Consider the following 24,225-nt stretch of genomic DNA (forward strand, 5'->3'; position numbering starts at 1 on the left):
ATTTCCCGCCACCGCCAACGCCGCGGTGTCGACAAATCGCTTGCCTCGTCACCGGCGGCGTTTGCGGCTGATTCGACTCTGTTGGGGTTCGATCGTTTCAGTCCTTGGGCTCTAGGAACTGGACCAGCTGCGTGACGTCGGCGATGTACTCGAACCAGTCGCGGTCGGACTGGTAGCCCAGCTCGGCGTTGACCTTGAGCATCGACTCGTTGTGCTGAGCGTTCCAGGTCTGCACCTGACACAGCGTCGGCTCGGCGGAGCGCAGCTCGAACAGCATCCGCGCCTTGATCGCCCGGTCGATGCCGTAGCCGCGGTGCTCCCGGGCGACGATCGTGTCGTACTGGTCGGCACGCTCGGGATGCTGCGCCGGGACGACCACCTCGGTCAGCCCGGCCACCTCACCGCTCGCCTCGTGGATGGCGAGGACGATGAACGGCTTCAGGCCACGTTTGTGCAGCGTGTCGATGGACTCCCGCAGGCGCTGCGGGTCGGACGAGCGCGGCGCCAGGTCCAGGTCGTCGTCGTCGCGCTGCGCCTCGGCCTTCGCCTGCGCGTAGGCGGCGAGCAGATGGTCCGGTGGGCCGCCCGGGTGGTACTCGACCCGGTAGCCGGTGCTGATTCCGCTGGCCATGCTGCCGAGCGCCAACCAGTCCACGGTGTCCAGATTGAGGACACTGCGCGTCTCCACATACTCCCGCTCGAACCGGAGCGACTCGTAGAACGGGATCGCCGCGGTGCCGCCTATCGCCTCGACCCCGATCGACGAGAAACCCTCCAGATAGGCTCGGCGTGCCGCCACCGCGACCAGCTGCCGGCCGAGCCCGCGACGGCGCAGTTCAGGCCGGACCAGCACCTCGAGCACCCCGATGTCGCCGAGCAGCAGGATGTTGACGTGCCCGAAGATCTTGCTCTCACCCTCGGGAAGACGATCGTCCTCAGCCACCCAGGTGATCCGCCGCTCGCCGGGCATGGTCTCGGCGAGGTACTCCCTGACCTGCACATCCCGCCAGGGTGGATCATCCGGAAGATCGGCCGCCAGGACCGCGTTCACCGTCTCCACGAGCGAGTTGATCTCGGTCGCGGACGCGGAGCGGGGATCCCATTCACGCACCCTCACGGGTACATCGTGCCGTTTGTGAGAACTCTAGGGAAGTGCTGGCCACGCAAAAGTACATCTGCGCTCACGCAGCGTCGCGACAAGCGCCGATGTCCCGGCGGTCCTGATCAGGCCCGGCTCCGCTTCCCGTAGTCGTCGGCAGTGCTGAAAACCTTCTCGGCGTACGGGCGGACGGCGTTGTACGACAGGATCGCGTCCCACCAGGCGTCGGCCTTGGACAGGTCGCGCCCGCCCTTGCAGAGGTAGGTCGCCGCGGTCAGCGCCGCGTCGTCGATGTCGTTCGGGTTCGCCACACCGTCGCGGTCGGCGTCGACCGCCGTCGCCGTCCACGTCGCCGGGATGAACTGCATCGGCCCGATCGCCCGGTCATAGGTGGTGTCCTTGTCGAGCACACCGCGGTCGGTGTCGGCGATCAGCTGCCGGCCGCCCTGCCCGTCCAGCGGCAGTCCCAGGATCGTCGGCTGGGCCACTCCGTCCGCGCCGAGAACCGCGCCGTTGTAGCTGCCGTGCGACGACTCCACCTTGCCGATCGCGGCCAGTGTGGTCCAGCTCAGCCGGCAGGCAGGTGTGGTCTGTGCGGCGACCAGCTCGGCATAGCCGTAGGCCTGCACCGCCACCACGGGAATCCCGACCCGGGTGCCGATCTGCTCGGCCCAGCCCGCCAGAGCGTCGGCCGGGCGGGCCGCGTTCACAGTGGCCGGAGGGACGCCCGGCAGCCCGGTTGCACCGGGCAGTCCCGTGGCGCCCGGCAGGCCGGTAGCGCCCGGCAGCCCTGTGGCGCCCGGCAGGCCGGTGGCACCCGGAAGACCGGTGGTCGCGCCGGGCAGGCCGCCCGGGGACGACCACACCGGCGGCGGAATCGAACCCTGAACACCCTCGCCGAATGCCGGAGTGGCACTGGGCGTGGGCTTCACCTCCAGCGCCTTGGGCACCAGGTAGGCACCCGAGGTGACGGCCAGCGTGACGAGCCCCGCGACCACCACGCCGGGAACGACCACGCGCCCGCTGGGCCCACGGGTCCAGGTGGCGACACCGCGCGCCGCGCGGCCGGTCGCGTGCAACGGCCGGAACCGCCGCTTCGCCTTCGCCTTCCCCGCCCCCACCGCGGCATCGCCGTCGGCCGCCTTGCCATCCGTGCCCGGGGCTGACTTACCACCCTCGCCGGACGCCGCCTTACCGTCTCCGGTCGCTGTGTCGCCCTCGGCCTTGCCGCCGTCAGCCTTCTTGGCGTCACCGGCCGTCTTGCCGTCCGCGACCGCTGTGGTACTCACGGCCGTCTTGGCGTCTGCGCCTGTCTTGACGTCCCCAGCCGCTTTGGCGTCTCCGGCCGTCCCGGCGTCTCCGGCCTTCTCGTCGGCTGCGGCTGTTCCGCCGTCTCCGAGCGTGGCGGCTTCGCGGTCCTCTGGTGCGGGCGACTTGTCCGCTGTGGTCTTTTTGTCAACGCCGGGCTTGGCAACGGACACCGAGGTTGCCGGGCCGCCCTCGCTCACGGCGGACGCTGACGTTGCCGGGCCACCGTCAGCCTTCGAATCCGTCGCGGAGGGCTTCGCGTCGGGCTTGCCCGTGGAAGTCGCCTCACCCGCCGCTTGAAGCTTGGGCTCGGGGTCGGAACCGGCTGGCTTCGTCGGTGCCGCGCCGCCGGACTTCGCCTCGGCGGCAGTCTGAGGCCCTGACTCGGAGTCGGTGCCGGTCGGCTTCGTGCCCGTCTCGGCGGCGGATCTCGCCTCGCCCTCGCTCCCGGCTCCAGCTTCGGCCGCATCACCGGCGGCCGGTGCCGCCCCGACGCGGGGCCCGGCGCCGATTTCGGGCCCGGCTCCAACCTTCGGAACTCCGGCACCTGAGGCGCTGCCGGCACCTGAGGCGCTGCCGGCACCTGAGGCGCCGCCCGAGGCCGAGGATCCGGCCGCGGGAGAGACGCCGTCCGCCCCCGAGACGCCGACCCGCGAGGCATCGCCGGACGCACTGCCCGGGCGGGACGAGCCGACAGTGCCGGAGGAGGGCTGCGCCTGGCTGGGAACGGGCGGAACCGGCGGCAGCGGCGAGGCGGTGCGCGGAACACCCGGAGCCGCACCGGAACTGGCCAGCGGCCCGCCCTGATGCGGCGCCGCGGCCCGCAGCTCCGGCTGCTCTGCTGGGTTCTTCTGTGCCTCCGCCACGGCTAGACCCTACCCGCCGGAAACCACTAACGGGGAGGTCGAACAGGGCCTGTGGACAACTAACGGGGAGGTCGAACAGGGCCTGTGGACAACTACCCGGCAACGACTCGGGAACTCCTCGTGCGCCGCCGCCCGTACGGGTCCTACGCTGGTCGGATGCCGCGTTATGAGTTCCGGTGCCGCGCGTGTGGCGCCACCTTCGAGGTCAGTCGCCCGATGCGGGAGGCGTCCGCCCCGGCGTCCTGCCCGCAGGGTCACGGCGACACCGTCAAGCTGCTGTCCACTGTCGCCGTGACGGGTCGTGGCGGCGCGGCCTCGCCGGCGCCCTCCGCCGGCGGCGGTGGCTGCTGCGGCGGAGGTTGTGGCTGTTGATCGCCGGATGATCAGTGTCGACTTCGGCCGGTGACGCTCTCCTCGCTGCCGGTGCCGATTTCATTGCCCCGTACGGGTACACCCGTTCGTCCCAGCGGTTTTGGCCGACCGCGGCGTTTCCGCGTTCGATCTCTTTCGTTACGAGACGCGTAGTCCCGTATGCCTCCGGTCGATGTGGCGATCAGGATGTCCTCCGTAAGGGGTCGGCCATGGCGGGCACATGATTACCGTCCGTTTCTACGATGGGCGGTGACGCAGAGGTACGGCAGCATGAGTCGCGACTTCCCAAAGGGGGCGGAGGTTCCACCGTGTCGGCACGGATCGAGCTACCCAGTGGCCTGGTGACCTTTATGTTCACCGACATCGAGGGCTCGACACGGCTCGCCCGGATGCTCGGTGACGCGTACCGGAATGTTCTCGGAGCGCACCGGGCGGTGCTACGCCACGTGTTTGATGACTTCGGTGGTGTCGAGCTCCTCACGGAGGGTGACTCATTCTTCGTCGCCTTCTCGAACGCCGACGCGGCGGTCGCGGCGTGTGTCGAGGCACAGCGCCGCCTGTCCGCTCACGACTGGCCGCGCCGGGACGCGGTCCCACGGGTCCGGATGGGACTCCATACAGGCCGGGCCGTTCCGGTCGGCCAGGAGTACGCCAGCGCCGAAGTGCACCGCGCGGCCCGGGTGTCCGCCGCCGCCCATGGTGGGCAGGTGCTCTGCTCGGAGGCGACCGCCCTGGCGGTGACCGCCACTTACGCCGCCACGACCGGCGGGACGACCGGCACCGCGGCCGCGGCCACGCTGGCCACCGTGGATCTGCTCGACCTGGGCGCCTTCCGGCTGCGCGGCTTCGACGACGACGAGCGGCTGTTCCAGGTGATGGCCCCGGGCCTGGATCGCGACTTCCCCCGTCCGCGGACCGCCGAGGCGCCGCGGCACAACCTTCCGGCCGAGCACACCCCGTTCGTCGGCCGCCGTGCCGAGATGACCGAGCTGGCCGAGCTGATCAGCCGGAACCGTCTGGTCACGGTCGTCGGCCCGGGCGGCTCGGGCAAGACGCGACTCACGCACGCCGTGGCCGATCAGCTGCTTCCGGCGTACCCCGGTGGAGTCTGGACGATCGATGCGGCGAGCGCCGCGCAAGGCCTGCCGACCGCTCTCGCCGCGGCCCTGGGTCTGCGGCCGGAGCCGGGCCGGCCGATGATCGACACGGTGGTCGAGCAGTGTGCCGAGCGCCGCATGCTGGTGCTTCTGCAGACGTGCGACGCGGCGCCGGCGTTGACCGTGGCGCTGGTGCACCGGCTTCTCAGCCGCTGCCGCCGTCTCGACGTGATGGCCACCGGCCGGGCGCCGATCGCGCTCGCCGGGGAGACCGTGTGGCGGATTCCGCCGCTGGTGCCGGCCGACGCGTTCGCCCTGCTCCGGGACCGGGCGGCGGCCGCGCAGGGCGGGCACCCGGGTGACGGTGACCCGCAGCTGGCGAAGCTGGCGGCCCGGCTGGAAGGTTCGCCGCTGGCAATCCAGCTCGCCGCGGCCCGGCTGCGTCTGCTGCCGGCCGAGCAGCTGGCCCGGCGTCTCGACGACCCGCTCGGCGCCCTCGACAACGACGCTGCCGGTGACGGCCGGCACGCCAGCCTCACCAATAATCTGACCTGGTCGTATCGCACCCTCGGCAGCCGTGCCGCCGACCTGCTGCGCCGTCTGGCCGTCTTCACCGGGCCGGTGGATCTCGCGACCGTCGAATGGTGCGACCCGGAGGGGCTGAGCGCGCTCTCCGAACTCGCCGACAAGTCGCTGGTCGAGGTGACGCCGGGCCCGCGGTACCGGTTGTCCGACCAGGTCCGGGCGTACGCGCTGCGCCGGCTGACCGCGACCGGCGACGAACCGGCGGTCCGTGACCGTCATCTGACCTGGTCACTGCACGTGCTCGACCGAGTCACCGTCGACCTCGACGATCAGGTCCGCACAACCTCTCTGGCCGAGCTGAGCCCGTACGTCGCCGAGTGGCAGGCCGCGCTGCGCTGGACGTCGGCCACCGGCAGGGTGGCGGCCGGGCTGCGGCTCGCGGTCGCCCTCGACCCGTGGTGGCGTGAGCACGGCGACGTCGAGGAGGGCCGTGAGCTGCTGGCCGAGCTGTTCCGGCATCTGCCCGAGGATGCGGCGGTGACGGTTCCGGCGTCGGATCTCGCGGCAGCCTGTCTGGTGTGGGCGGGGCTCACCGCCGACCGGTCCGAACGGGAGCGTCTGCTGGCCCGTGGCCGGGCCGCGGCGGAGCACTCCGGTGACCCGGCGCTGCTGATCCGGGCCCAGGCCGCCGGTCTGGCGCTGCCCGGCGACGACCCGGTCGCCGCCGAGCGGGCCTGCCGTGACGTGATCGGCCTGGCGGAGCGGTCCGGTGTCCCGAACGCCGGGTTCCCCGCCGTGCTGGCCCTGGCCGAGCTGCTCTGGCGGCGCGAGGCGCTGACCGAGGCGGCCGAGGTGCTCGGCGCGGCCCGTCATCTGGAGGCGGCCCGTCCCGAGGACCGGGGCCGCCGGGCCGTCGACTGGCTGCTCGGCATGGTCGCGCTCCGGCGCGGTGACCTGGTGGCGGCACACGACCATCTGGTGGTGGCACTGCGCTCGCGGCTGCGGCACGGGTTCCGGGGCGCGGCGGCCGACGCGGTCGCGGCGATCGCGGTCCGATGTGTGCTCGGTGGTGACCCGGCGACCGCGACGGTGCTCTTCGGCGGGGCGGAGGCGGCGCGCGGCGCGCGGCGTACCGAGTCGTTCGGCGCCTTCTGGTCGGCGCATCAGACGTCGCTGCGCGAGGCGCTCGGCGATGCGGCCTTCGACGCGGCGTACGCCGACGGGGCCGGGCTCGGTTTCGACCGGATAGTGGCGATGGCACTGGCGGTGGAGCACCCGGACCTCGAGGACGGCGCCGCCCGGTTCGCGCAGATCGTACGATGAATCAGGCTTTGACCAGCAACCGGACCGCCTCGTAGTAGGTGAAGGCGATGCTGTTGCAGAACGGCTGCGCCATCAGCGCGCGACCGTCGCACACGCGGCGCAGATCAGCCCGGAAGACCTCGTCGAGGCGGTCCTTGTGGCGAGCGAGGTCGCCGCGGTAGTTGCGGTAGCCGAAGTCGTGGTGCCGGCAGGCGTTCCCGAAGTCGAAGCCGATCGGGGTGTCCGGGGCCCGCGTGCAGAGGTCGCTGGACCAGTCGAACCGGTGTTCCGCCCAGCGCGCCCGGTCGAGCCGCGCGGCGTTCCAGGCCGCCGTGCTGGCCGCCGTAGGCTGGGTCCAGCTCGACAGGAGAGCCTGCCGGTCCATCGACGACGCCCGTGCCGGCGCGGCCGGTGTCAGGGTGAGGAACAGCAGCGCGGCGACCGCGGCATTACGCATGTGGGACCTCCGACGTTCAGCCGGTGACGGATGTGATGTCCTGGGACACGTCGTCAAGCTTGACCGTTAAGGTGATCGCGTGCGGGCGGTTCCATGATTCATCTACCTAGGGTCCGTCAGGGACCTCTGGCAGCCCTCGGGCTCCGGATGCTGGCGGCGTGCGCCCTGGTCCTGGCGGCGGTCACGGTGGTCTACCTCGACCGGGACGGCTATCGGGACAACTACGATGAGACCCTGACCCTGCTCGACTGCTTCTACTACGCGGTCGTCTCGCTCTCCACCACCGGCTACGGCGACATCACGCCGGTGACCCAGCCCGCCCGTCTGGTGAACGTCCTTTTCATCACCCCGGCGCGGGTCCTCTTCCTGATCATCCTGGTCGGCACCACACTGGAGGTGCTTACCGACCAGTACCGCAAGGGCCTGCGGGTCAGCCGGTGGAGGCGCAAGTTGAAGGACCATGTGATCATCTGCGGTTACGGCACCAAGGGCCGGGCCGCGGTCGCCGCACTCCTCGAGACCGGGTACGACAAGTCCCGGATCGTCATCGTGGAGAATCGGGAGGTCGGCGTACGCCAAGCCGCAGCCAGCGGTTTCGTCGTCATCGAGGGCGATGCCACCCGATCGGCGGTGCTCAACGACGCCGACGTGAAGAACGCCAAGTCGGTGATCATCGCGACCGACCGGGACGAGTCCTCGGTGCTGATCACGCTGACCGTCCGCCAGCTGACGGCCGGACAGGTCCGGATCATCGCGGCGGTCCGCGAGCAGGAGAACGCCGCCCTGCTCAAGCAGAGCGGCGCCCACCACGTCATCGTGTCGTCGTCCACGGCCGGCCGGCTGCTCGGCCTGACCACCACCGCGCCGCCGTTGATCGACGTGGTGGAGGACCTTCTCACCCCGGGCCAGGGCATGGCGCTGGCGATGCGGTCGGCGGAGCGGTCCGAGGTGGGCCGCAACCCACGCGAGCTGCTGACCCTGGTGGTGGCCCTGATCCGGCGCGGCAAGGTGCTGCCGCTCGGTGGCGAGCAGGCCGTCACGATCGAGACCGGCGACCTGCTCGTCTACATCCGCGACGACGAGTCGGTTTCCAACGGGGTGTCCGTCTAGAGGATCGTCCAGGTGTCACCGGCGTTGAGGAGACCGTCGAGCATCTCCTCGGGCGTGCCGGTGGCCTGCGCCTTGGCGTCGAGCACCTGCTTGCGGACGATCTCGTCGTAGGACGGCCGCTTGACGCTGCGGAACACCCCGATCGGTGTGGTGCTCAGGTCCGACCCGGAGAGCCGGCTGAGCGCGAACGCGTACGCCGGGTCGTCCACGGTGGCGTCGTGGATGAGCGGCGTGCCGCCCTCCTGCACCTTCAGGCCGAAGCTGCCCTCGGGGTGCACCACGTTGAGGTTGCCGACGGTGATCGGCTCGCCCTGCTCCAGGCGGATCAGGTGCGCGTCCCTCGTGGTGGAGTCCTTGATCAGGTCGAAGGCGCCGTCGTTGAAGATGTTGCAGTTCTGGTAGATCTCGACGAACGCCGAACCCTCGTGCTCAGCCGCCGCCCGCAGCACCGACTGCAGGTGCTTGGCGTCGGAGTCGATGGTCCGGGCCACGAAGGTGGCCTCGGCGCCCAGCGCCAGCGAGAGCGGGTTGAACGGCGTGTCCGCCGAGCCGGTCGGCGTCGACTTGGTGATCTTGCCGATTTCCGAGGTCGGGGAGTACTGACCCTTGGTGAGCCCGTAGATCCGGTTGTTGAACAGCAGGATCTTCAGGTTCACGTTGCGGCGCAGCGCGTGGATCAGGTGGTTGCCGCCGATCGACAGCGCGTCGCCGTCACCGGTCACCACCCAGACGTTCAGGTCGGGGCGGGACGCGGACAGCCCGGTCGCGATCGCCGGGGCACGGCCGTGGATCGAGTGCATCCCGTACGTGTTCATGTAGTACGGGAAGCGGGACGAGCACCCGATGCCGGAGACGAACACGATCTTCTCGCGCGGGATGCCCAGCTCCGGCATGAACCGTTGCATGGCCGCGAGGATCGAGTAGTCCCCGCAGCCGGGGCACCAGCGGACCTCCTGATCGGACTTGAAGTCCTTGGCGGTCAGTTTCAGAGCGACCGTCTCAGCCATTCTTGACCACGTCCTCCAGCATGCTCTCCAGCGTCGCGGCGGTGAACGGCAGGCCGCTGATCTGGTTGAACGGAACCGCGTCGACCAGGTATCGCGACCGGATCACGGCGGCGAGCTGACCCAGGTTCATCTCCGGGACGACCACCTTGTCGTACGCCCGGAGCACCTCACCGAGGTTGGCCGGCAGGGGTGAGAGGTGCCGCAGATGTGCCTGCGCGATGGTGAGGCCGCGCTGGCGCAGCGCACGGCAGGCCGCGCCGATCGGACCGTAGGTCGAGCCCCAGCCGAGCACCAGCACCCTCGCGGCCTCGGACGGGTCCTCGACGTCGACGTCGGGCACCGGGATCGCGTCGATGCGGGCTTGCCGGGTGCGCACCATGAACTCGTGGTTCGCCGGGTCGTACGAGATGTCCCCGGTCTTGTCGGCCTTCTCCAGACCGCCGATCCGGTGCTCCAGGCCGGGCGTCCCGGGCACGGCCCACGGCCGGGCCATGGTCTCCGGATCACGCAGGTACGGCAGGAACTTCCCGTCGTCGGTGTTGGGTGCCGTCGCGAAGTCCACCCGCAGGTCGGGCAGCTCGCTGACGGACGGCAGCAGCCACGGCTCCGAACCGTTGGCCACGTAGTTGTCGGACAGCAGGATGACCGGGGTGCGGTAGGTCAGCGCGATCCGGGCCGCCTCCAGCGCCGCGTGGAAGCAGTCGGACGGCGACTTCGGGGCGATCACCGCGAGCGGTGCCTCCCCGTGCCGGCCGAACAGCGCCATGTTGAGGTCGGCCTGCTCGGTCTTGGTCGGCATGCCGGTCGACGGGCCGGCCCGCTGCACGTCCACGATCACCAGCGGCAGCTCGAGAGCGATGGCGAGCGAGATGGTCTCGCCCTTGAGCGCCACGCCCGGCCCCGAGGTGGTGGTGACGCCCAGTGCACCGCCGTAGGCCGCGCCGAGCGCCGCGCCGATGGCCGCGATCTCGTCCTCGGCCTGCATCGTGGTGACGCCGAACCGCTTGTGCTTGGAGAGCTCGTGCAGGATGTCCGAGGCCGGCGTGATCGGGTAGGCGCCGAGGAACACCGGCAGCCCCGACCGGACCGCGGAGGCCACCAGCCCGAGCGCGAGCGCCTGGTTGCCGGTGATGTTGCGGTACGTGCCGGGTGGCATCTTCGCCGGTTTGATCTCGTAGCGGACCGAGAACGCCTCGGTCGTCTCGCCGTAGTTCCATCCGGCCTGGAACGCCGTCTTGTTCGCCGCGACCAGGTCGGGCCGTTTGGCGAACTTGCGCTCCAGGAACCGCAGCGTCGACTCGAACGGCCGCGAGTACATCCAGCTGAGCAGACCCAGCGCGAACATGTTCTTGGCGCGCTCGCCGTCCTTCTTCGAGACGCCGCTCTCGGCCAGCGCGCCTAGGGTCAGGGAGGTGAGTGCCACCGGGTGGATCGCGAACTCGTCGAGCGAGCCGTCCTCCAGGGGACTGACGGCGTAACCGACCTTGGCGAGGTTGCGGCGCGTGAACTCGTCGGTGTTGACGATGATGTCGGCACCGGCCGGCAGGTCGGCCACGTTGGCCTTGAGCGCCGCGGGGTTCATGGCGACGAGCACGTTGGGCGCGTCACCGGGGGTCAGGATGTCGTAGTCGGCGAAGTGGACCTGGAAACTCGAGACGCCTGGCAGGGTCCCCGCTGGGGCGCGGATCTCCGCCGGAAAGTTGGGAAGCGTCGAGATGTCGTTGCCGAGCTGGGCTGTCTCCGACGTGAACCGGTCACCGGTGAGCTGCATACCGTCGCCGGAGTCGCCGGCGAAACGGATGACTACCCGGTCCAGTCGTTCGACGCGCTTCGCGGGAGCGGCCACGATTCAACCTCCAAAAGGCGCGGTCCGGCGGCTTCATGACTGTCGATGAGCCGGCCCGCAAATCGTCACTTCCACACTACGTCGCCGCTCCTTACGAAGGGGCCGCGGACCGTCGCCTACGGTAGCGATCCGGTGCACTGATCAGCTAGTGCTCTTGGGTAGGCTGCACGATCGTGGAGGGATATCTGGGCTCCTATGCCGTCCTCGGGCTCGTGCTGGCCGCCGGGGTGCTGCTGTTCGTGGCCGCGTTCGGGGCGAACCGGCTGCTCAGTCCGGCCCGTCCGGCGGAGCCGTCCGGAAAGCGGATCTCCTACGAGAGCGGCATCGACCCGGTCGGCGGCGACTGGGCGCAGGCGCAGATCAGGTACTACGTCTACGCGTACCTATATGTACTTTTCGCCGTTGAAGCCGTATTTCTCTTCCCATGGGCGTTGATCTTCGATCGTCCCGGTTTCGGTGGTCTTGCCATCGCGGAGATGGGCATCTTCGTGGCCGTCCTGGCACTCGGCATCCTCTACGCCTGGCGTAAGAAGATCCTCAACTGGACGTGAGGCCGGCGAGTCCGGACGGGTGGCGGGCTCGCCACCGGAAAGCGGACATGTCAACATCGTGCGCATGGGTCAGCTTCTGCTCTTCATTGTCGTGGCGCTCGTCGTCGCGACGATCGTCTTCGGCGTGACCGTCCTACTGAGCGGGAGCGACCCCGGCCTGACCCCGGTCGAGCCCGACGGCCGTGCGGTGCCGCTGCCCAGCGACCGCCCGCTCGGCGAGGACGACATCAGCGCCACCAGGTTCGACACCGTCTGGCGGGGCTACCGGATGGCGCAGGTCGACCAGGCGCTGCAGCGCGCGGCGTACGACATCGGCTACAAGAGCGAGCTGATCGGCGTGCTCGAGGCGGAGGTCGTCGCGCTGCGCGAGGGCCGCACCGAGGACGCCGACGCGCTGCGCAAGGCCCGTGAGGCGGCGCTCGTCCCGGCCGCGCAGGTTCCGCCGGCTCCCGAGACGCCGGTCATCCCGATGGCGCCCTCGCCGGACGAGAACGTGCCCGCGGACGATCCCGAGCCGGTGGAGAAACGATGAGCAACGACTCGGAGGCGGGCCCAGGTTCGCAAGCGGGCCCCGGGGAGTTCACCGCCACGGTGATCGTCAACGCGCCCGCGCCGAAGGTCTTCACCGCCTTCCTGAACTGGGAGAAGCAGTCCGACTGGATCCCGTTCACCCGGGTCCGGGTCGTCGAGGGCGACGGTGGCGAGGGCAGTCTGGTCGAGGCCGTCACCACGATCGGCCCGGCGGTCCTCCGCGACGAATTGCGGGTGATCAAGGTCAACGCGCCGTACGAGGTCCGCGTCGTGCACTGCGGCAAGGTGCTCAAGGGTCCCGGCGCCATGCGCTGCACCGCGATGTCCGGCGACCGGACCCAGATCGTGCTGCACGAGTGGTTCCACCTCCCGGCCGGCCCGGTCGGGAAGATCGCCTGGCCGGTCCTCTGGCCGGGTTCGAAGCTCGGCTTCACCGGCGCGCTCAAGCGGTTCGCACGGCTGGTCGAGCAGGGCCGCCTGCCGTGACCGACACCGGGATCGTGATCGGCGCCGACGGGCGCCCACGGTGCTTCTGGGGCGGCAGCACGCCCGACTATGCGACCTACCACGACGACGAGTGGGGCAAGCCGGTCCGCGGTGACGATGCGCTCTTCGAGCGGCTCACTCTGGAGGCCTTCCAGTCCGGCCTGTCGTGGATCACGATCCTGCGCAAGCGGCCGGCGTTCCGGACCGCCTTCGCCGGATTCTCGATCGAGAAGGTCGCCGAGTTCACCGAGGCCGACGCCGAGCGCCTGATGGCCGACCCCGGCATCGTCCGGAACCGGATGAAGGTCGACGCTGCCCTGCACAACGCCCGGGTGGCCGTCGAGCTGGACCTGACCGAGCTGCTCTGGTCGTTCGCCCCGGTACCGCGGTCCCGGCCGAAGACGCGTGCCGACGTCCCGGCGGTCACGCCGGAGTCCACCGCCATGGCCAAGGCGCTCAAGAAGCGCGGCTTCAAATTCGTCGGACCGACCACGGCGTACGCGTTGATGCAGGCCACCGGCATGGTCGACGACCACCTCACGGACTGCTGGGTGCCCGTGGTGAGATGACACCATGGCTCAGTTCGTGGTGATCATTCCGGAAGGGCAGTGGGCGACCGAGCGGTTGTTCCAGCACGATGCGGTGACCGTTCCGGCCTCCGTCGCGGCCGAGGTCGGCGACGAGGTCCTGCTGGTGGCCGAGGAACAGGTCGTGGCGCTGGCCCGGGTGGAGAAGGCGGACGGCGAGCTCGCCCTGGCCTACCTGCGTCGCGCTTTCGACGAGCCGGTTCCCGTCGCTCTCTCCGAGGGCCCGGTCGACGAGGCGACGTTCCGGCGGTTCGCCGAGCGGCTCGGCGCCCCCGCCGACAGAAAGCCCTGGCTGGTCAGCGTGGCGATGCCGATCGAGGCGGCGAACCCGGCCGAGGCCGTGCGCCAGTTCTGGTCGCACGTGCTGGAGCTCGGCCCCGCCGAGCTGCCGACGTACGTCTGGCCGTCCGGTGACGAGCTGGCCATGCAGGCCTTCGTCCTCGGGGCCGAGGCGAACCAGGACCCCGAGGAGGAGGACGAGGACGAGTAGTCCTCAGCGGCCCTGGTAGGTCGGCTTCTGCTTGTTCAGGAAGGCGGTCACGGCGGCCTGGTGGTCGGCGGTCGCACCGCAGATCGACTGGGCCTGCGCCTCGGCCGCCAGGGCGTCCGACAGGGTGCCGGCGTCACCGATGGACAGCTCGCGCTTGATCGCGCCGTAGGCGATCGTCGGACCCGCGGCCAGCCGTGCGGCGAGCTCCTGGGCCCGTGGCAGCACCTGCTCGTCGTCCTCCAGCAGTTCGGTGAGCATCCCGATCCGGGACGCCTCGTCCGACTTGACCGGGCGGGCCAGCAGCAGCAGCTCGACCGCCCGGGCGTGGCCCACGATCCGCGGCAGCGACCAGGAGATGCCGCTGTCGCCGGCCAGGCCCACGTTGGCGAACGCCATCAGGAAGGTGGTCTTCGGGCCGCCGATCCGGAAGTCGGCGAGAAGGGACAGCGAGGCGCCCGCTCCGGCGGCCATCCCGCGAACTGCGGCGACCACCGGCTTCGGCATGCTCGCGAGCCGCTGGGCGATCGGGTTGTAGTGCGCCTGCACGGTGTTCAGGTCGGTGGAGCCGGCCTCGAGCAGGGCCGCGTGCTCCTTGAGGTCCTGGCCGCCGCTGAAGTTGCCGCCGGCGCCGGCGAGCACGATCGCCCGGCAGGATCGGTCGCTCTCCAGCTGGGCGAGGGTGTCCCGCAGCGCCTCCTTGAGGTCGACGGTGAACGAGTTCATCGCCTCGGGGCGGTTGAGGGTCAGGGTGACGACCGCGTCAGTGCGGTCGACGATTAGGGAATCCGCCCTTAGTCCGTTCATGGGTGGTGGGTGGGGCGGTTGGATGGCGGTCATGGTTCTGAGAATCCCACACGTCATCCACGCGCGGCGGTTGCAGGCAACGTTCCACGTGCCGGTCCGCGGCCGGGCGCAGCCTGGTCGCGTACTTGTCGAAGAACGTCGCGGCCTTCACACCGGGCCAGCCGGGAGGCAGCAGCGCGGACGGCAGCTGGGGGTCGTGGAAGAGGAACGAGCGCCACGCGTGCACCAGGCGGAACCGGGCCGCGTACGCCTCCTCGTCGGTGCTACGTGGAGTGATCGCCTTGACGACGGGCTGTAGCTCGTCGACGAACTGCTCGTACGACTGCCCGATCCGGCCGAGGTCCCAGGCCCGGGTGACGATGTCCGAGCCGGCGGTGTGGCTGGCGCTGAACCGTGCGTGATCAATGTCGCCGAGCACCGACTCGACCTCCTCGGAGGCCCTCGGTGCCACCCACACCTGATCGCTGAGCGTTCCGTAGCCCAGATAGGTGAGCCGCAGCGCGTCCTGCCGCGGGATCGGCTCGTGCAACAGGATCATGTCGAAGCGGCCGTCCCAGCCGCCGCGACCGGTCCGGTACACCCGGGCGGCCGCCTCGTCGAGCCGTCGCGCGGCTTTCGGGGTGAGCAGATAACCCGGTCCGGAGGCCAGACGTAGCGGATTCAACCATCCCTGTCGCACCATTCGCGACACTGCGGTACGGACCGCCGGGGCCGCGATGTCGAGCGGAGCGAGCAGCCTCACCAGGGCCGCGACCGGCGCTCGGGAGCCGCGAGCGCGCAGGTAGTCGCCGTACAGGTCGAAGAGTGCGGACCGCGCCTGCATGACCGCACATTGTGACAGCCCGAAAGACGATATGCTAGACGCTGTCACATCCGCCCGGGCTGGGTTTGGGTTCGCCGGTGTTCATCAGGGAAAATGTTTGATCGGCACGGTGGGTCGCGACGCGTGAACACGCGAAAACGGCCTGAGCGGGCCGCCGGTCGGAAACGAGCACCGCGTCGCGTGGGGCTGAGCACGTGACGAGGCTGCTGGCATTCCAGGAGCAAGTGGCTGTGGGGCAACCCACCGACCCTGACGTAGGTCTGAGGGGAGACAAGATGGCGGCGATGAAGCCGCGGACGGGCGATGGTCCGCTGGAGGTCACCAAGGAGGGTCGTGGCATCGTCATGCGCGTCCCGCTGGAAGGTGGTGGCCGTCTCGTCGTTGAGATGACTCCGGACGAGGCCAACGCGCTGGGTGACGCGTTGAAGTCGATCGCCGGCTGACGTTTCACGCGAGCCCGCCGGTACGGTACCGCCCGTACCGGCGGGCTTTCCACGTCTTACGGAAAGGTCATCCTCCCGTGTTCGACATCCGATTGACGGACGTCTCCGACGACACGTCCACCCGGCTCGTCCCGGTGGGACCGGAACTGGACGCCGAGGCGTCCGCGCTGGCCGCCGCCACCGAGGAGGCCGGTGCCGCGGGGCGGATCACGGCGTTCCCGCGTCCGTTGCGGCAGCCGTCCCGGGTTCTGCTCGTCGGCATCGGCGATGGCGGTGAGGCAGACTGGCGTGCCGCCGGCGCCGCGGCGATCCGGGAGGTGGCCGACGACGAGGCGCTCGAGGTCCACCTGCCGGCCGGCACCGCGGCCTCGTCGGTGCGCGGTCTCGCCGAGGGCCTCTGGCTGGGCGGCTACCGATACCGTGACGCGCCTCGAGAACCACGAACCCGAGAGGTCCGGATCTTCGGTTCCTCACACGCTGAAAGCCTCACCGAGGCGCGGATCACGGCCCGGGCGGCCTGGCTCGCCCGTGATCTCACCAACACCCCGTCGTCGGTGAAGAACCCGGAGTGGTTCGCGGCCCAGGTCGTGGCCGAGGCGGCGACCCGCCCGGGCCTGACCGTGACCGTGCGGGCCGGGGACGAGCTCGAGCGCTTCGGCGGCCTGCGAGCGGTCGGCGCCGGCTCGGTGTCACCACCCCGGTTCGTCGAGGTGTCCTGGCAGCCGCCCGGAGCGACCACCCACGTGGTACTGGTCGGCAAGGGCATCACCTTCGACACCGGCGGCATCTCGATCAAGCCGCGCGACGCGATGAAGCTGATGAAGAAGGACATGGGCGGGGCCGCTGCCGTGGTCGGCGCCGTGCTCGGCGTCGCGGACCTGGGCCTCGGCCTGCGGGTGACCGCGCTCGTGCCGCTCGCGGAGAACGCGGTCAGCGGATCGGCCTTCCGGCCCGGCGACGTGATCACCCACTACGACGGCTCGACCAGCGAGAACACCAACTCCGACGCGGAGGGCCGGATCGTGCTGGCCGACGCGCTCGCGTACGCAGCCGACGTGCTGCACCCCGATCTGGTGCTCAACCTGGCGACCCTGACCGGTGCCAACGCCGTCGCGCTGGGCAAACGCACGGCCGCCCTCTTCAGCCCGTGGGACGACCTGGCCGAGGCGCTGGCCGAGGCGGGCACGGCGACGGGGGAGCGGATGTGGCGGCTGCCGCTCTGCGACGACTACGTCGACAACCTGCGCAGCGACATCGCCGACCGGATCAGCGCACCGGCCGGGCCGGGCTCGGTGATGGCCGCCCTGTTCCTACGTGACTTCTTCGGCGACGCCCGCTGGGCCCACCTGGACATGTCGGCGCCCAGCTGGTCGGAGTCGCACGAACTCGAGCTGACCAAGGGCGCCACCGGCTGGGGCGCCCGGATGCTGCTCGGTTACCTCTCAGCGCTTGACCGCGGTCAGCAGGCCGGCACCTGACGGGATCACCGCCGGGATCCAGTCCTCCGACTCGCGGATCGCCTTCACGGTCTCCCGGATCGTGAGGGTGTCCACGTCGCGGGCGGACGGGTCGTTGATCCGGCCACCGGCGTGCGCCCCGTTGACGATCAGCACGCCGCCGGTCCGCAGCAGGCGCAGGGCGGCCTCGGTGCAGGCGGCGAATTCGGTGGTGTCGGCGTCGACGAAGATCAGGTCGTACGCGCCGTCGGCGAGCCGGGGAAGCACGTCCAGGGCGCGGCCGCTGATGATCCGGGTACGCGACGGGGCGTACCCCGCCTCCAGGAAGACCCGTCGGGCGATCCGCTGGTGCTCGTGCTCGACGTCGATCGTGGTGAGGACCCCGTCCGGGCGCATCCCACGCAGCAGCCAGATGCCGCTGACGCCCGTGCCGGTGCCGATCTCGACCACAGCCTTGGCGCTGCCCGCGGCGGCCAGCAGGCGCAGCACGGAGCCGGCGCCGGGGGAGACACAGGGCAGGCCGAGCTCGTGCGCGAGGGCACGCGCGGTCTGCAGAACCGGGTCCTCGGTGGCGTAGGTCTCGGCGAACGGCATTGACTGCGCCGCCGGCTGACCGAATGAACGAGCGGGACCGATGATGACGACCTCCGTACGGCAGTGGATGCCGCGGCGAACCGCGCACATCGGATAAGAGAGTAGAGCGATGTTCTCCGGTGATGCACTGCGCCGTCGATGGATAAACAGCCCACTCGGCGCACGTGCGGACCCGTGGCAAGGTGTGAACCGGTGGATCCGTGTCATCCTGGATGCGCGGAGCCGGTCGAGCGGAGTGGAGGCACCGACGTGACCGACGGCTGGAACTGGAGCCGCCCGCCGGCGCAACCTGCCCCCGGCGAGCCGCCACAGCCGCCGCACCCGTCGGCCTGGTGGTCCGGTGGGCAGACGGACCCGTGGCGCGATCCCTACGCCCCGGCGGCCATCGTGCTGCCGTCCTCACCCGCGGCCGAGGGCCCCCGGCTCGAGACGCCGCCCGACCCCGACGCGCCGCGCCGCCGGATCGCCCCGATCCTGCTGATCTGCCTGCTCACAGCCCTGATGGCAGGTGGGGTCGGCGGCACTCTCGGGTTCGTCTTCGCGGTCAAGGGTGGGTACGCCTCGAACGCCGGCACCCAGCTCGGAGCCCCCGGGCCGAACACTCCGGAGTCGGCCAAGCGCGCGCCCGAGTCGCTCGCCGGGGTCGCCGAGCGCGTCCAGCCGAGCGTCGTCACGGTCCGGGTGAGCGGGGCGATCGGCTCCGGTTTCGTGGTCTCCGCCAACGGCTACGTGATCACCAACGACCACGTGGTGGAGGGGGCCGACGACACCCTCTCGGTCGCCTTCCACGACGGCTCCACGGCCGCGGCGACGCTCGTCGGACGCGACCCGGAGTCCGACCTCGCAGTGATCAAAGTCGCAAAGGAGGGCCTGATTCCGGTCACCCTCGGAAACTCCGACGAGATTGCCGTCGGTGACCCGGTGCTTGCTTTCGGTTCACCCTTGGCGCTGGTCAACACCGTGACCGCCGGCATCGTGAGCGCCCTCGACCGGACCATCCAGGCGGGCGAGGAGACCGGGACCACCCGCTACTACGCGGCCATCCAGACCGACGCCGCGGTCAACCAGGGCAACTCGGGCGGCCCGCTGGTGGACGCGTCCGGTCAGGTCGTCGGGGTCAACTCGGTGATCCGTTCGGTCGGTGGCAGCACCACCGAGGCCGGCAACATCGGCCTCGCCTTCGCCATCCCGATCAACCAGGCCAAGCGGATCGCCGAGGACATCATCGACACCGGCAAGGCCCGGCGCACCGTGATCGGCGCCGAGGTGATGACCGGGGAGTCGGCCTCCGGAGCCCGGCTGCGCAGCGTCCAGCCGGCCGGTCCGGCCGCGACCGCGGGCCTGCGCGCCGGCGACGTGGTCATCAAACTGGACGGGCATCCCCTGGAGGACGGCACCAGCCTGATCGCCATGGTCCGCAAGTACGCTCCGGGTTCGGTCGTCGCCGTCGAGTACCGCCGCGGCACCAAGGCCGCGTCGGCCTCCGTGACGCTTGCCGCGGACACGAATTGATGGTCCGGGTGGGCTGCGGCCGCACAGCGAGCGTGCGTACCCTTGGCGCGGGAAGCTTGGGAGGCCGGACGTGTTCGAGAATCTGAACTGGTGGGAGATCGGCGCGCTGCTCATGCTGGCGCTGCTGATCTTCGGGGAGCGGCTCCCCAAGGTGATCGGTGACGGCCTCCGCATGCTGCGTGGCCTGCGCAGCATGGCTCAGAACGCGACCAGCGACCTGAGCCGCGAGCTCGGCACCGACATCCAGCTCGAAGACCTGCACCCGAAGGCGTTCATCCGCAAGCATCTGCTCAGCGAGGAGGACGAGGCAGCGATCCGCAAGCCGCTGCAGAGCCTTCTCGACGACGTGAAGCAGGACCTCAACGGCGTCAAGACCGAGCTTTCCGACGTCGCCAAGGCCGCCGACCTCAAGAGCGCCACACAGACGACCGCGCCGGCCGAGGCTCCTCGACCGGCGCAGCGTTTCGACCTCGACGCTACGTAGACCTCAGCCGCGCTTGGCGGTGACCATGAGGCCCAGCGGCTTGCCGACCAGGGACTCCCGGCGGATCGCCAGCTTGTCGGCCACGCCGTCCAGGGCCTTCGCGGCCGGGGCGTCCGGCTCGGCCAGCACGATCGGCGTGCCGCCGTCGCCGGCCTCACGGACCCGGGTGTCCAGCGGGATCTGACCGAGCAGTTCGACCCGGGCGCCGATGGTGGTGCTCAGCGAGTCGGCCACGGTCTGGCCGCCGCCCGCGCCGAAGACCTCCATGCGTGAACCGTCCGGCAGCTCCAGCCACGACATGTTCTCCACCACACCGACCAGGCGCTGGTGGGTCTGCAGGGCGATCGCCCCGGCTCGCTCGGCGACCTCGGCGGCTGCCATCTGCGGGGTGGTGACGACCAGGATCTCCGCGTTCGGCAGCAGCTGGGCCAGGGAGATGGCCACGTCACCGGTGCCCGGAGGCAGGTCGAGCAGCAGCACGTCCAGGTCGCCCCAGTAGACGTCGGCGAGGAACTGCTGGAGCGCCCGGTGCAGCATCGGGCCACGCCAGACCACCGCGGCGTTGCCGGCCGTGAACATGCCGATCGAGATCACCTTCACGCCGTGCGACTGCGGCGGCATGATCATTTCCTCGACGCGGGTGGGCCGGCCCTCGACGCCGAGCATCCGCGGCACCGAGTGGCCGTAGATGTCCGCGTCGATCACGCCGACCGACAGGCCCCGCTTGGCGAGAGCCGCGGCCAGGTTCACGGTGACGCTCGACTTGCCGACGCCGCCCTTGCCGCTGGCCACCGCGTACACCCTGGTCCGGGAACCCGGCTGGGCGAACGGGATGACCGGTTCTGCGGACTCGCCACCCCCGCGCAGGGTGGTCTGCAGCGCCTTGCGCTGCTCGTCGGTCATCACGCCGAAGTTGATCTCGACCCGGTCGATGCCGGGGATCTTCGTGACGGCGGCGGTGATGTCGTTGTTCAGCTTGTCCCGCAGCGGGCAGCCGGCAACGGTGAGCAGCAGGTCGACCTTGACCAGGCCGTCGCTCACGGTGAAGCCCGAGACCATGCCGAGGTCGGTGATCGGGCGGCGGATCTCGGGGTCGTCCACGGTCGCCAGAGCGGCCTGGATGGCGTCCTCGAGCGTGGGTGCAGGAGCGGACATGCAGCCCATGCTACGTCGAGGTCAGGAGTGCTCCTCGTCCCAGTCGCTACGCGCCCGCTTCTCGCGCCTCAACGCCGCCTCATCCAGCTCGTCGGCGAGACGGGACAGCTCCGAGCGCAGGAAGTCCCTGGTGGCGACCTCGCCGAGCGCGATCCGCAGGGCGGCGATCTCCCGGGTCAGGAACTCGGTGTCCGCCTTCTGCATCGCCGCGCGACGACGATCCTCGTCCATGGCGAGACGGTCCCGGTCCGTCTGCCGATTCTGGGCCAGAAGGATCAACGGGGCGGCGTACGACGCTTGCAGCGACAGGATCAGGGTGAGGAACGTGAAGGTGTACGGGTCGAACCGCATGTTCTTCGGAGCGAGGGTGTTCCACGCGAACCAGGCGGCGATCACCACCGTCATGTAGACGATGAACTTCGCCGTGCCCATGTACCGCGCGATCCCCTCCGACCAGCGGCCGAACGCCTCCGGGTCGAATTTGGGAAGTTGCACCCGGCCCGGGTCGCGGGGCTGGTCCAGACGGTCTCTGCGTTGATCGTTCACGCGGCCCCCTCGTCCTGGGCGTCCCGGTCACGCCAGTCCCGCGGCAGCGAGTGGTCGAGCACGTCGTCGACGGTGACCGCACCCAGGAGCCGGTTCGTCGAGTCCACCACCGGCATCGCCACCAGGTCGTACGTCGCCATGCGCCGGGTTATCTCGAGCAGCCCCGTATCGGTCCGCAGCGGGTCGATCCCGCTGTCCACCAGCGCGCCGACCATCGAGGCCGGCGGCTCCCGCAGCAACCGCTGGAAATGCACCATGCCCAGGTACCTACCCGTCGGCGTGGCATTCGGCGCACGGGCCACGAAGACCTGCGCGGCGATCACCGGTGACAGCTCCGCGTTCCGGATCCGGGCCAGCGCCTCGGCAACCGTGGCGTCCGGGGTGAGGATCACCGGCTCGGAGGTCATCACACTGCCGGCGGTGCCCGGCCGATAGCTCATCAGCTGCCGCACCGGGGCCGCCTCCTCCGGCTCCATCAGGTCGAGCAGCACCGCCTGCTCGGTCTTCGGGAGCTCGGCCAGCAGGTCGGCGGCGTCGTCCGGGTCCATCCGCTCCAGCACGTCGGCGGCCCGTTCCCGTTCCAGCGCCACCAGGATCTCCACCTGGTCGTGCTCGGGCAGTTCCTCCAGCACGTCGGCCAGGCGCCGGTCGTTCATGGCGGCGGCCACCTCGTTACGCCGGGCGTCCGGAAGGTCCTGCAGCGCGTTGGCGACGTCGGCCGGCCGCATCTGGTCCAGCAGCGCGATCAGATTGGCGGTGCCCTGGGCGTCGGCCGGGCCGACCAGGCCGCGGACCCGGTCGTACTCCGCCTGGTAGACGTGCCCACGCCGGGTCAGCCGCCCGGTGTGCTCCCGGACCGCCACCCGCGTGATGATCCACTCGGTGTTCCGGTTCAGCTCCATGCCGAGGTCCAGCACGGTCGCGGAATGCTCCGGCCCGTCGCCCTGCTCCGGCTGCACGGTCACCCGGCGATCCAGCAGGTCCTCCAGGATCAGCAGCTCGTTCGGCCGTTTCTCGAACCGGCGCAGGTTCAGCGAGCCGGTCGCGAGCACGACCGCCTCGGCGTCCATGCTCGTGATCCGCCCGATCGGCAGGAAGATCCGGCGCCGCAGGGCCATCTCGGCGACCAGACCGACGACCTGCGGCGGGCGATTCGTGGTGCGCAGCCGGACCACCGCGTCCCGGACCCGCCCGACACGATCGCCGTTGGGGTCGAACACCGGCAGGCCGGCGAGGCGCGCCAGATAAACCCTCGTCCCCATGGTCACGCCCTCAGACTAGGTTAGGGTCCGGACATGTCAGGAGTGGCGTACGAGATCGTCGACGTGTTCACGGATCGGCCGTTCGCCGGCAATCCGCTGGCCGTGGTGTTCGGCGGCGCGAAACTGGCCACCGATCAGATGCAGGCGCTGGCCGCCGAGTTCAACCTTTCGGAGACGGTGTTCCTGCTCCCGCCGTCCACGGCCGAGGCCACGTACCGGGTCCGGATCTTCACCCCGACCCTGGAACTGCCGTTCGCCGGGCACCCGAGCGTCGGTGCGGCGGTCACCGCGATGCGCCGCGGCCTCTTCGACGCCGGTCCGGTGATCCAGGAGTGCGGTGCCGGTCTGCTGCCGATCACCGTCACCGCCGGGGGTGCGGCCACGCTGACCGGCGCCACGCCCCGGCTCGGCGATCCCCTGGATCCGGCGCCGTTGCTCGCCGCGGCAGGCCTGACGGCCGCCGATTTCGCGGGCGATCCTCCGGGCGGTGTGGCTGCCGCGCGTTCGGCGGGCTGTGGTCTCGATTGGATCTTTCTTCCGGTACGCGGGGAGGCGCTCGCCCGGGTCCGGGTGAACCCCCGGGCCGCCGAGGAGGCGGGCTGTGCCGATCTGAGCGTGTTCGCGTGGTCGGGCACCGAGGCGCACGCCCGCGTCTTCTCCTCCACCTGGACCGTCGACGAGGACCCGGCCACCGGCTCGGCCGCTCTGGGCCTCGGCGTGTGGCTGGTGGCCGCCGGTCGGCTGCCGGGCGACGGCACCTCGACGTATCGCATCCACCAGGGCGTCGAGATGAAGCGCCCGTCCCGCCTCGAATGCACGGTGACCGCCTCGGCCGGAGTGGCCACCTCCGTAACCGTCACCGGCCACGTCCATCCCGTGGCCGCCGGCCAGATCGCCGTCCCGCCGTTCATAGGCTGACGGCCGCAACCTGCTGTGTCATACCGCTGTCTCAGGCGCTGTGAGACTGCGGTGAGGCCCAGCCGGAGAGAGGTGAGGTCAGCGCCTGGTGACCCGGTGGAGGCGGAAGGGCTTGCGGGTCTCGACCCTGGCCGGAGTGTCGCGGGGCGGTTCGGCGTGCGAGTCGGCCGGGAGATCGGCGGTGCCCGACGCGGTCTCCGTCGCGGGGGTGAGCAGCACGACCGCGCAGTCGTCGGCCGCCCAGCGCGCGACGACCTCGTCGGCGCCGCCACTGGCGTTGAGGCGCTTGCCGGCGAGCTGGGGGGCCACCTCGGTCCATTGGTCGGAACCGGGGATGATCCGGGTCACCGTGGCCTCGGTGACCACGATGAGGCCGCCGTGATCACCGCGCAGCCGGACGGTGGCCCGCTGAGCCTCGGCCAGCCCCGGTGCGAACTGCTCACCGGGACCGCTGACGACCGCCAGCGACGCCTCCACCGGCATGCACCAGAGGGCGTAGGCCGGGCCGTCCGCCACGGAGATCCAGGCGACGGCGGCCTTCTTGATCGCCTCTTCCAGCACTCCAGCACTCACCGGGCCATCCTCCCACGTGC

The 24,225-nt window shown here is 70.5% G+C and carries 24 protein-coding genes and 1 pseudogene; 13 read left to right on the forward strand and 12 right to left on the reverse strand.

Annotation, left to right across the window (positions count from 1 at the left end; genetic code table 11):
• Positions 1 to 97: 97 nt before the first annotated feature.
• Entirely contained in the window at positions 98 to 1,117 is a 1,020-nt protein-coding gene (locus tag CLV67_RS04655) for a GNAT family N-acetyltransferase (protein ID WP_106315901.1), read from the reverse strand.
• Between the two features lie 107 nt (positions 1,118 to 1,224).
• Positions 1,225 to 2,388 carry a lytic murein transglycosylase gene (locus CLV67_RS04660; protein ID WP_106315902.1) on the reverse strand — a complete coding sequence of 388 codons (1,164 nt, stop codon included), beginning with the start codon at positions 2,386 to 2,388 and terminating at the stop codon, positions 1,225 to 1,227.
• A gap of 1,041 nt (positions 2,389 to 3,429) precedes the next feature.
• On the opposite strand from CLV67_RS04660, the gene CLV67_RS04665 reads away from it, so the two are divergent.
• Positions 3,430 to 3,645 (forward strand): FmdB family zinc ribbon protein, encoded by a 216-nt coding sequence (locus CLV67_RS04665; protein ID WP_106316428.1) that lies wholly within the window; start codon positions 3,430 to 3,432, stop codon positions 3,643 to 3,645.
• Between the two features lie 308 nt (positions 3,646 to 3,953).
• A complete protein-coding gene (locus tag CLV67_RS04670) occupies positions 3,954 to 6,590 on the forward strand; it encodes an ATP-binding protein (protein WP_106315903.1) in 2,637 nt (878 codons plus the stop codon).
• 1 nt (position 6,591) lies between these two features.
• Here CLV67_RS04670 and CLV67_RS04675 read toward each other — a convergent pair whose 3' ends face one another.
• Complete coding sequence (locus tag CLV67_RS04675) at positions 6,592 to 7,026, reverse strand: phospholipase A2 (RefSeq protein WP_106315904.1); 435 nt, start codon at positions 7,024 to 7,026, stop codon at positions 6,592 to 6,594.
• A gap of 93 nt (positions 7,027 to 7,119) precedes the next feature.
• Between CLV67_RS04675 and CLV67_RS04680 the strand changes: the two genes are divergently transcribed.
• A complete protein-coding gene (locus tag CLV67_RS04680) occupies positions 7,120 to 8,136 on the forward strand; it encodes a potassium channel family protein (RefSeq protein WP_106315905.1) in 1,017 nt (338 codons plus the stop codon).
• Here the strand turns inward: CLV67_RS04680 and CLV67_RS04685 are convergent.
• Entirely contained in the window at positions 8,133 to 9,143 is a 1,011-nt protein-coding gene (locus tag CLV67_RS04685) for a 2-oxoacid:ferredoxin oxidoreductase subunit beta (RefSeq protein ID WP_106315906.1), read from the reverse strand. The genes CLV67_RS04680 and CLV67_RS04685 overlap by 4 nt on opposite strands.
• Positions 9,136 to 10,914, reverse strand: coding sequence for a 2-oxoacid:acceptor oxidoreductase subunit alpha (locus CLV67_RS04690; RefSeq protein WP_239166045.1), 1,779 nt, complete (start codon positions 10,912 to 10,914; stop codon positions 9,136 to 9,138). The genes CLV67_RS04685 and CLV67_RS04690 overlap by 8 nt, the downstream gene beginning before the upstream one ends.
• Positions 10,915 to 11,162: 248 nt before the next feature.
• Here CLV67_RS04690 and ndhC point away from each other — a divergent pair, with 248 nt between their 5' ends.
• The 5 genes from ndhC (at position 11,163) to CLV67_RS04715 (ending at position 13,634) form a co-directional block, all read left to right on the forward strand.
• Positions 11,163 to 11,540, forward strand: a complete 378-nt coding sequence (gene ndhC / locus CLV67_RS04695; protein ID WP_106315908.1) for an NADH-quinone oxidoreductase subunit A — start codon at positions 11,163 to 11,165, stop codon at positions 11,538 to 11,540.
• A gap of 64 nt (positions 11,541 to 11,604) precedes the next feature.
• A complete protein-coding gene (locus tag CLV67_RS04700) occupies positions 11,605 to 12,072 on the forward strand; it encodes a DivIVA domain-containing protein (protein ID WP_106315909.1) in 468 nt (155 codons plus the stop codon).
• Positions 12,069 to 12,557 (forward strand): SRPBCC family protein, encoded by a 489-nt coding sequence (locus tag CLV67_RS04705; protein WP_106315910.1) that lies wholly within the window; start codon positions 12,069 to 12,071, stop codon positions 12,555 to 12,557. The genes CLV67_RS04700 and CLV67_RS04705 overlap by 4 nt, the downstream gene beginning before the upstream one ends.
• Positions 12,554 to 13,126, forward strand: a complete 573-nt coding sequence (locus CLV67_RS04710; protein WP_275414871.1) for a DNA-3-methyladenine glycosylase I — start codon at positions 12,554 to 12,556, stop codon at positions 13,124 to 13,126. Before CLV67_RS04705 ends, CLV67_RS04710 begins: the two co-directional genes overlap by 4 nt.
• A gap of 4 nt (positions 13,127 to 13,130) precedes the next feature.
• Positions 13,131 to 13,634, forward strand: coding sequence for a hypothetical protein (locus CLV67_RS04715; RefSeq protein ID WP_106315911.1), 504 nt, complete (start codon positions 13,131 to 13,133; stop codon positions 13,632 to 13,634).
• A 3-nt stretch (positions 13,635 to 13,637) separates the two neighbouring features.
• Here CLV67_RS04715 and CLV67_RS04720 read toward each other — a convergent pair whose 3' ends face one another.
• Both CLV67_RS04720 and CLV67_RS04725 read right to left on the reverse strand, forming a co-directional pair.
• Complete coding sequence (locus CLV67_RS04720) at positions 13,638 to 14,438, reverse strand: enoyl-CoA hydratase/isomerase family protein (RefSeq protein WP_106315912.1); 801 nt, start codon at positions 14,436 to 14,438, stop codon at positions 13,638 to 13,640.
• A gap of 73 nt (positions 14,439 to 14,511) precedes the next feature.
• Positions 14,512 to 15,261, reverse strand: a pseudogene (locus CLV67_RS04725) (PaaX family transcriptional regulator); the annotation flags it as partial.
• Between the two features lie 275 nt (positions 15,262 to 15,536).
• Here CLV67_RS04725 and CLV67_RS04730 point away from each other — a divergent pair.
• Together CLV67_RS04730 and CLV67_RS04735 are read left to right on the forward strand one after the other, a co-directional pair.
• The gene (locus CLV67_RS04730; RefSeq protein WP_014447667.1) at positions 15,537 to 15,704 is read left to right on the forward strand and encodes a DUF3117 domain-containing protein; all 168 of its coding nucleotides are present in this window, start codon (positions 15,537 to 15,539) and stop codon (positions 15,702 to 15,704) included.
• Positions 15,705 to 15,781: 77 nt separating this feature from the next.
• On the forward strand, positions 15,782 to 17,182 hold the full coding sequence (locus CLV67_RS04735; RefSeq protein ID WP_106315914.1) for a leucyl aminopeptidase family protein: 1,401 nt from the start codon (positions 15,782 to 15,784) through the stop codon (positions 17,180 to 17,182).
• On the opposite strand, the gene CLV67_RS04740 is transcribed toward CLV67_RS04735, so the two are convergent.
• Complete coding sequence (locus CLV67_RS04740; RefSeq protein WP_106316430.1) at positions 17,147 to 17,755, reverse strand: O-methyltransferase; 609 nt, start codon at positions 17,753 to 17,755, stop codon at positions 17,147 to 17,149. The two genes, CLV67_RS04735 and CLV67_RS04740, sit on opposite strands and share 36 nt — an antisense overlap.
• A gap of 249 nt (positions 17,756 to 18,004) precedes the next feature.
• Between CLV67_RS04740 and CLV67_RS04745 the strand changes: the two genes are divergently transcribed.
• Complete coding sequence (locus CLV67_RS04745) at positions 18,005 to 19,267, forward strand: S1C family serine protease (RefSeq protein WP_106315915.1); 1,263 nt, start codon at positions 18,005 to 18,007, stop codon at positions 19,265 to 19,267.
• 70 nt (positions 19,268 to 19,337) lie between these two features.
• A complete protein-coding gene (locus CLV67_RS04750; protein ID WP_106315916.1) occupies positions 19,338 to 19,751 on the forward strand; it encodes a twin-arginine translocase TatA/TatE family subunit in 414 nt (137 codons plus the stop codon).
• 3 nt (positions 19,752 to 19,754) lie between these two features.
• Here CLV67_RS04750 and CLV67_RS04755 read toward each other — a convergent pair whose 3' ends face one another.
• From CLV67_RS04755 to CLV67_RS04765, 3 genes are read right to left on the reverse strand one after another with little or no spacing between them, the layout of a single operon-like run.
• The gene (locus CLV67_RS04755) at positions 19,755 to 20,906 is read right to left on the reverse strand and encodes an Mrp/NBP35 family ATP-binding protein (RefSeq protein ID WP_106316431.1); all 1,152 of its coding nucleotides are present in this window, start codon (positions 20,904 to 20,906) and stop codon (positions 19,755 to 19,757) included.
• A gap of 21 nt (positions 20,907 to 20,927) precedes the next feature.
• Positions 20,928 to 21,452, reverse strand: coding sequence for a DUF1003 domain-containing protein (locus CLV67_RS04760; RefSeq protein WP_106315917.1), 525 nt, complete (start codon positions 21,450 to 21,452; stop codon positions 20,928 to 20,930).
• Positions 21,449 to 22,720, reverse strand: a complete 1,272-nt coding sequence (locus tag CLV67_RS04765) for a magnesium transporter MgtE N-terminal domain-containing protein (protein WP_106315918.1) — start codon at positions 22,718 to 22,720, stop codon at positions 21,449 to 21,451. The genes CLV67_RS04760 and CLV67_RS04765 overlap by 4 nt, the downstream gene beginning before the upstream one ends.
• Before the next feature lie 27 nt (positions 22,721 to 22,747).
• Between CLV67_RS04765 and CLV67_RS04770 the strand changes: the two genes are divergently transcribed.
• On the forward strand, positions 22,748 to 23,632 hold the full coding sequence (locus CLV67_RS04770) for a PhzF family phenazine biosynthesis protein (RefSeq protein WP_106315919.1): 885 nt from the start codon (positions 22,748 to 22,750) through the stop codon (positions 23,630 to 23,632).
• A gap of 78 nt (positions 23,633 to 23,710) precedes the next feature.
• Here the strand turns inward: CLV67_RS04770 and CLV67_RS04775 are convergent, their stop codons facing one another.
• Positions 23,711 to 24,205, reverse strand: a complete 495-nt coding sequence (locus CLV67_RS04775; RefSeq protein WP_106315920.1) for a hypothetical protein — start codon at positions 24,203 to 24,205, stop codon at positions 23,711 to 23,713.
• Between the last annotated feature and the right edge of the window lie 20 nt (positions 24,206 to 24,225).

This window comes from Actinoplanes italicus, assembly GCF_003001815.1.
Taxonomy (GTDB): domain Bacteria; phylum Actinomycetota; class Actinomycetes; order Mycobacteriales; family Micromonosporaceae; genus Actinoplanes; species Actinoplanes italicus.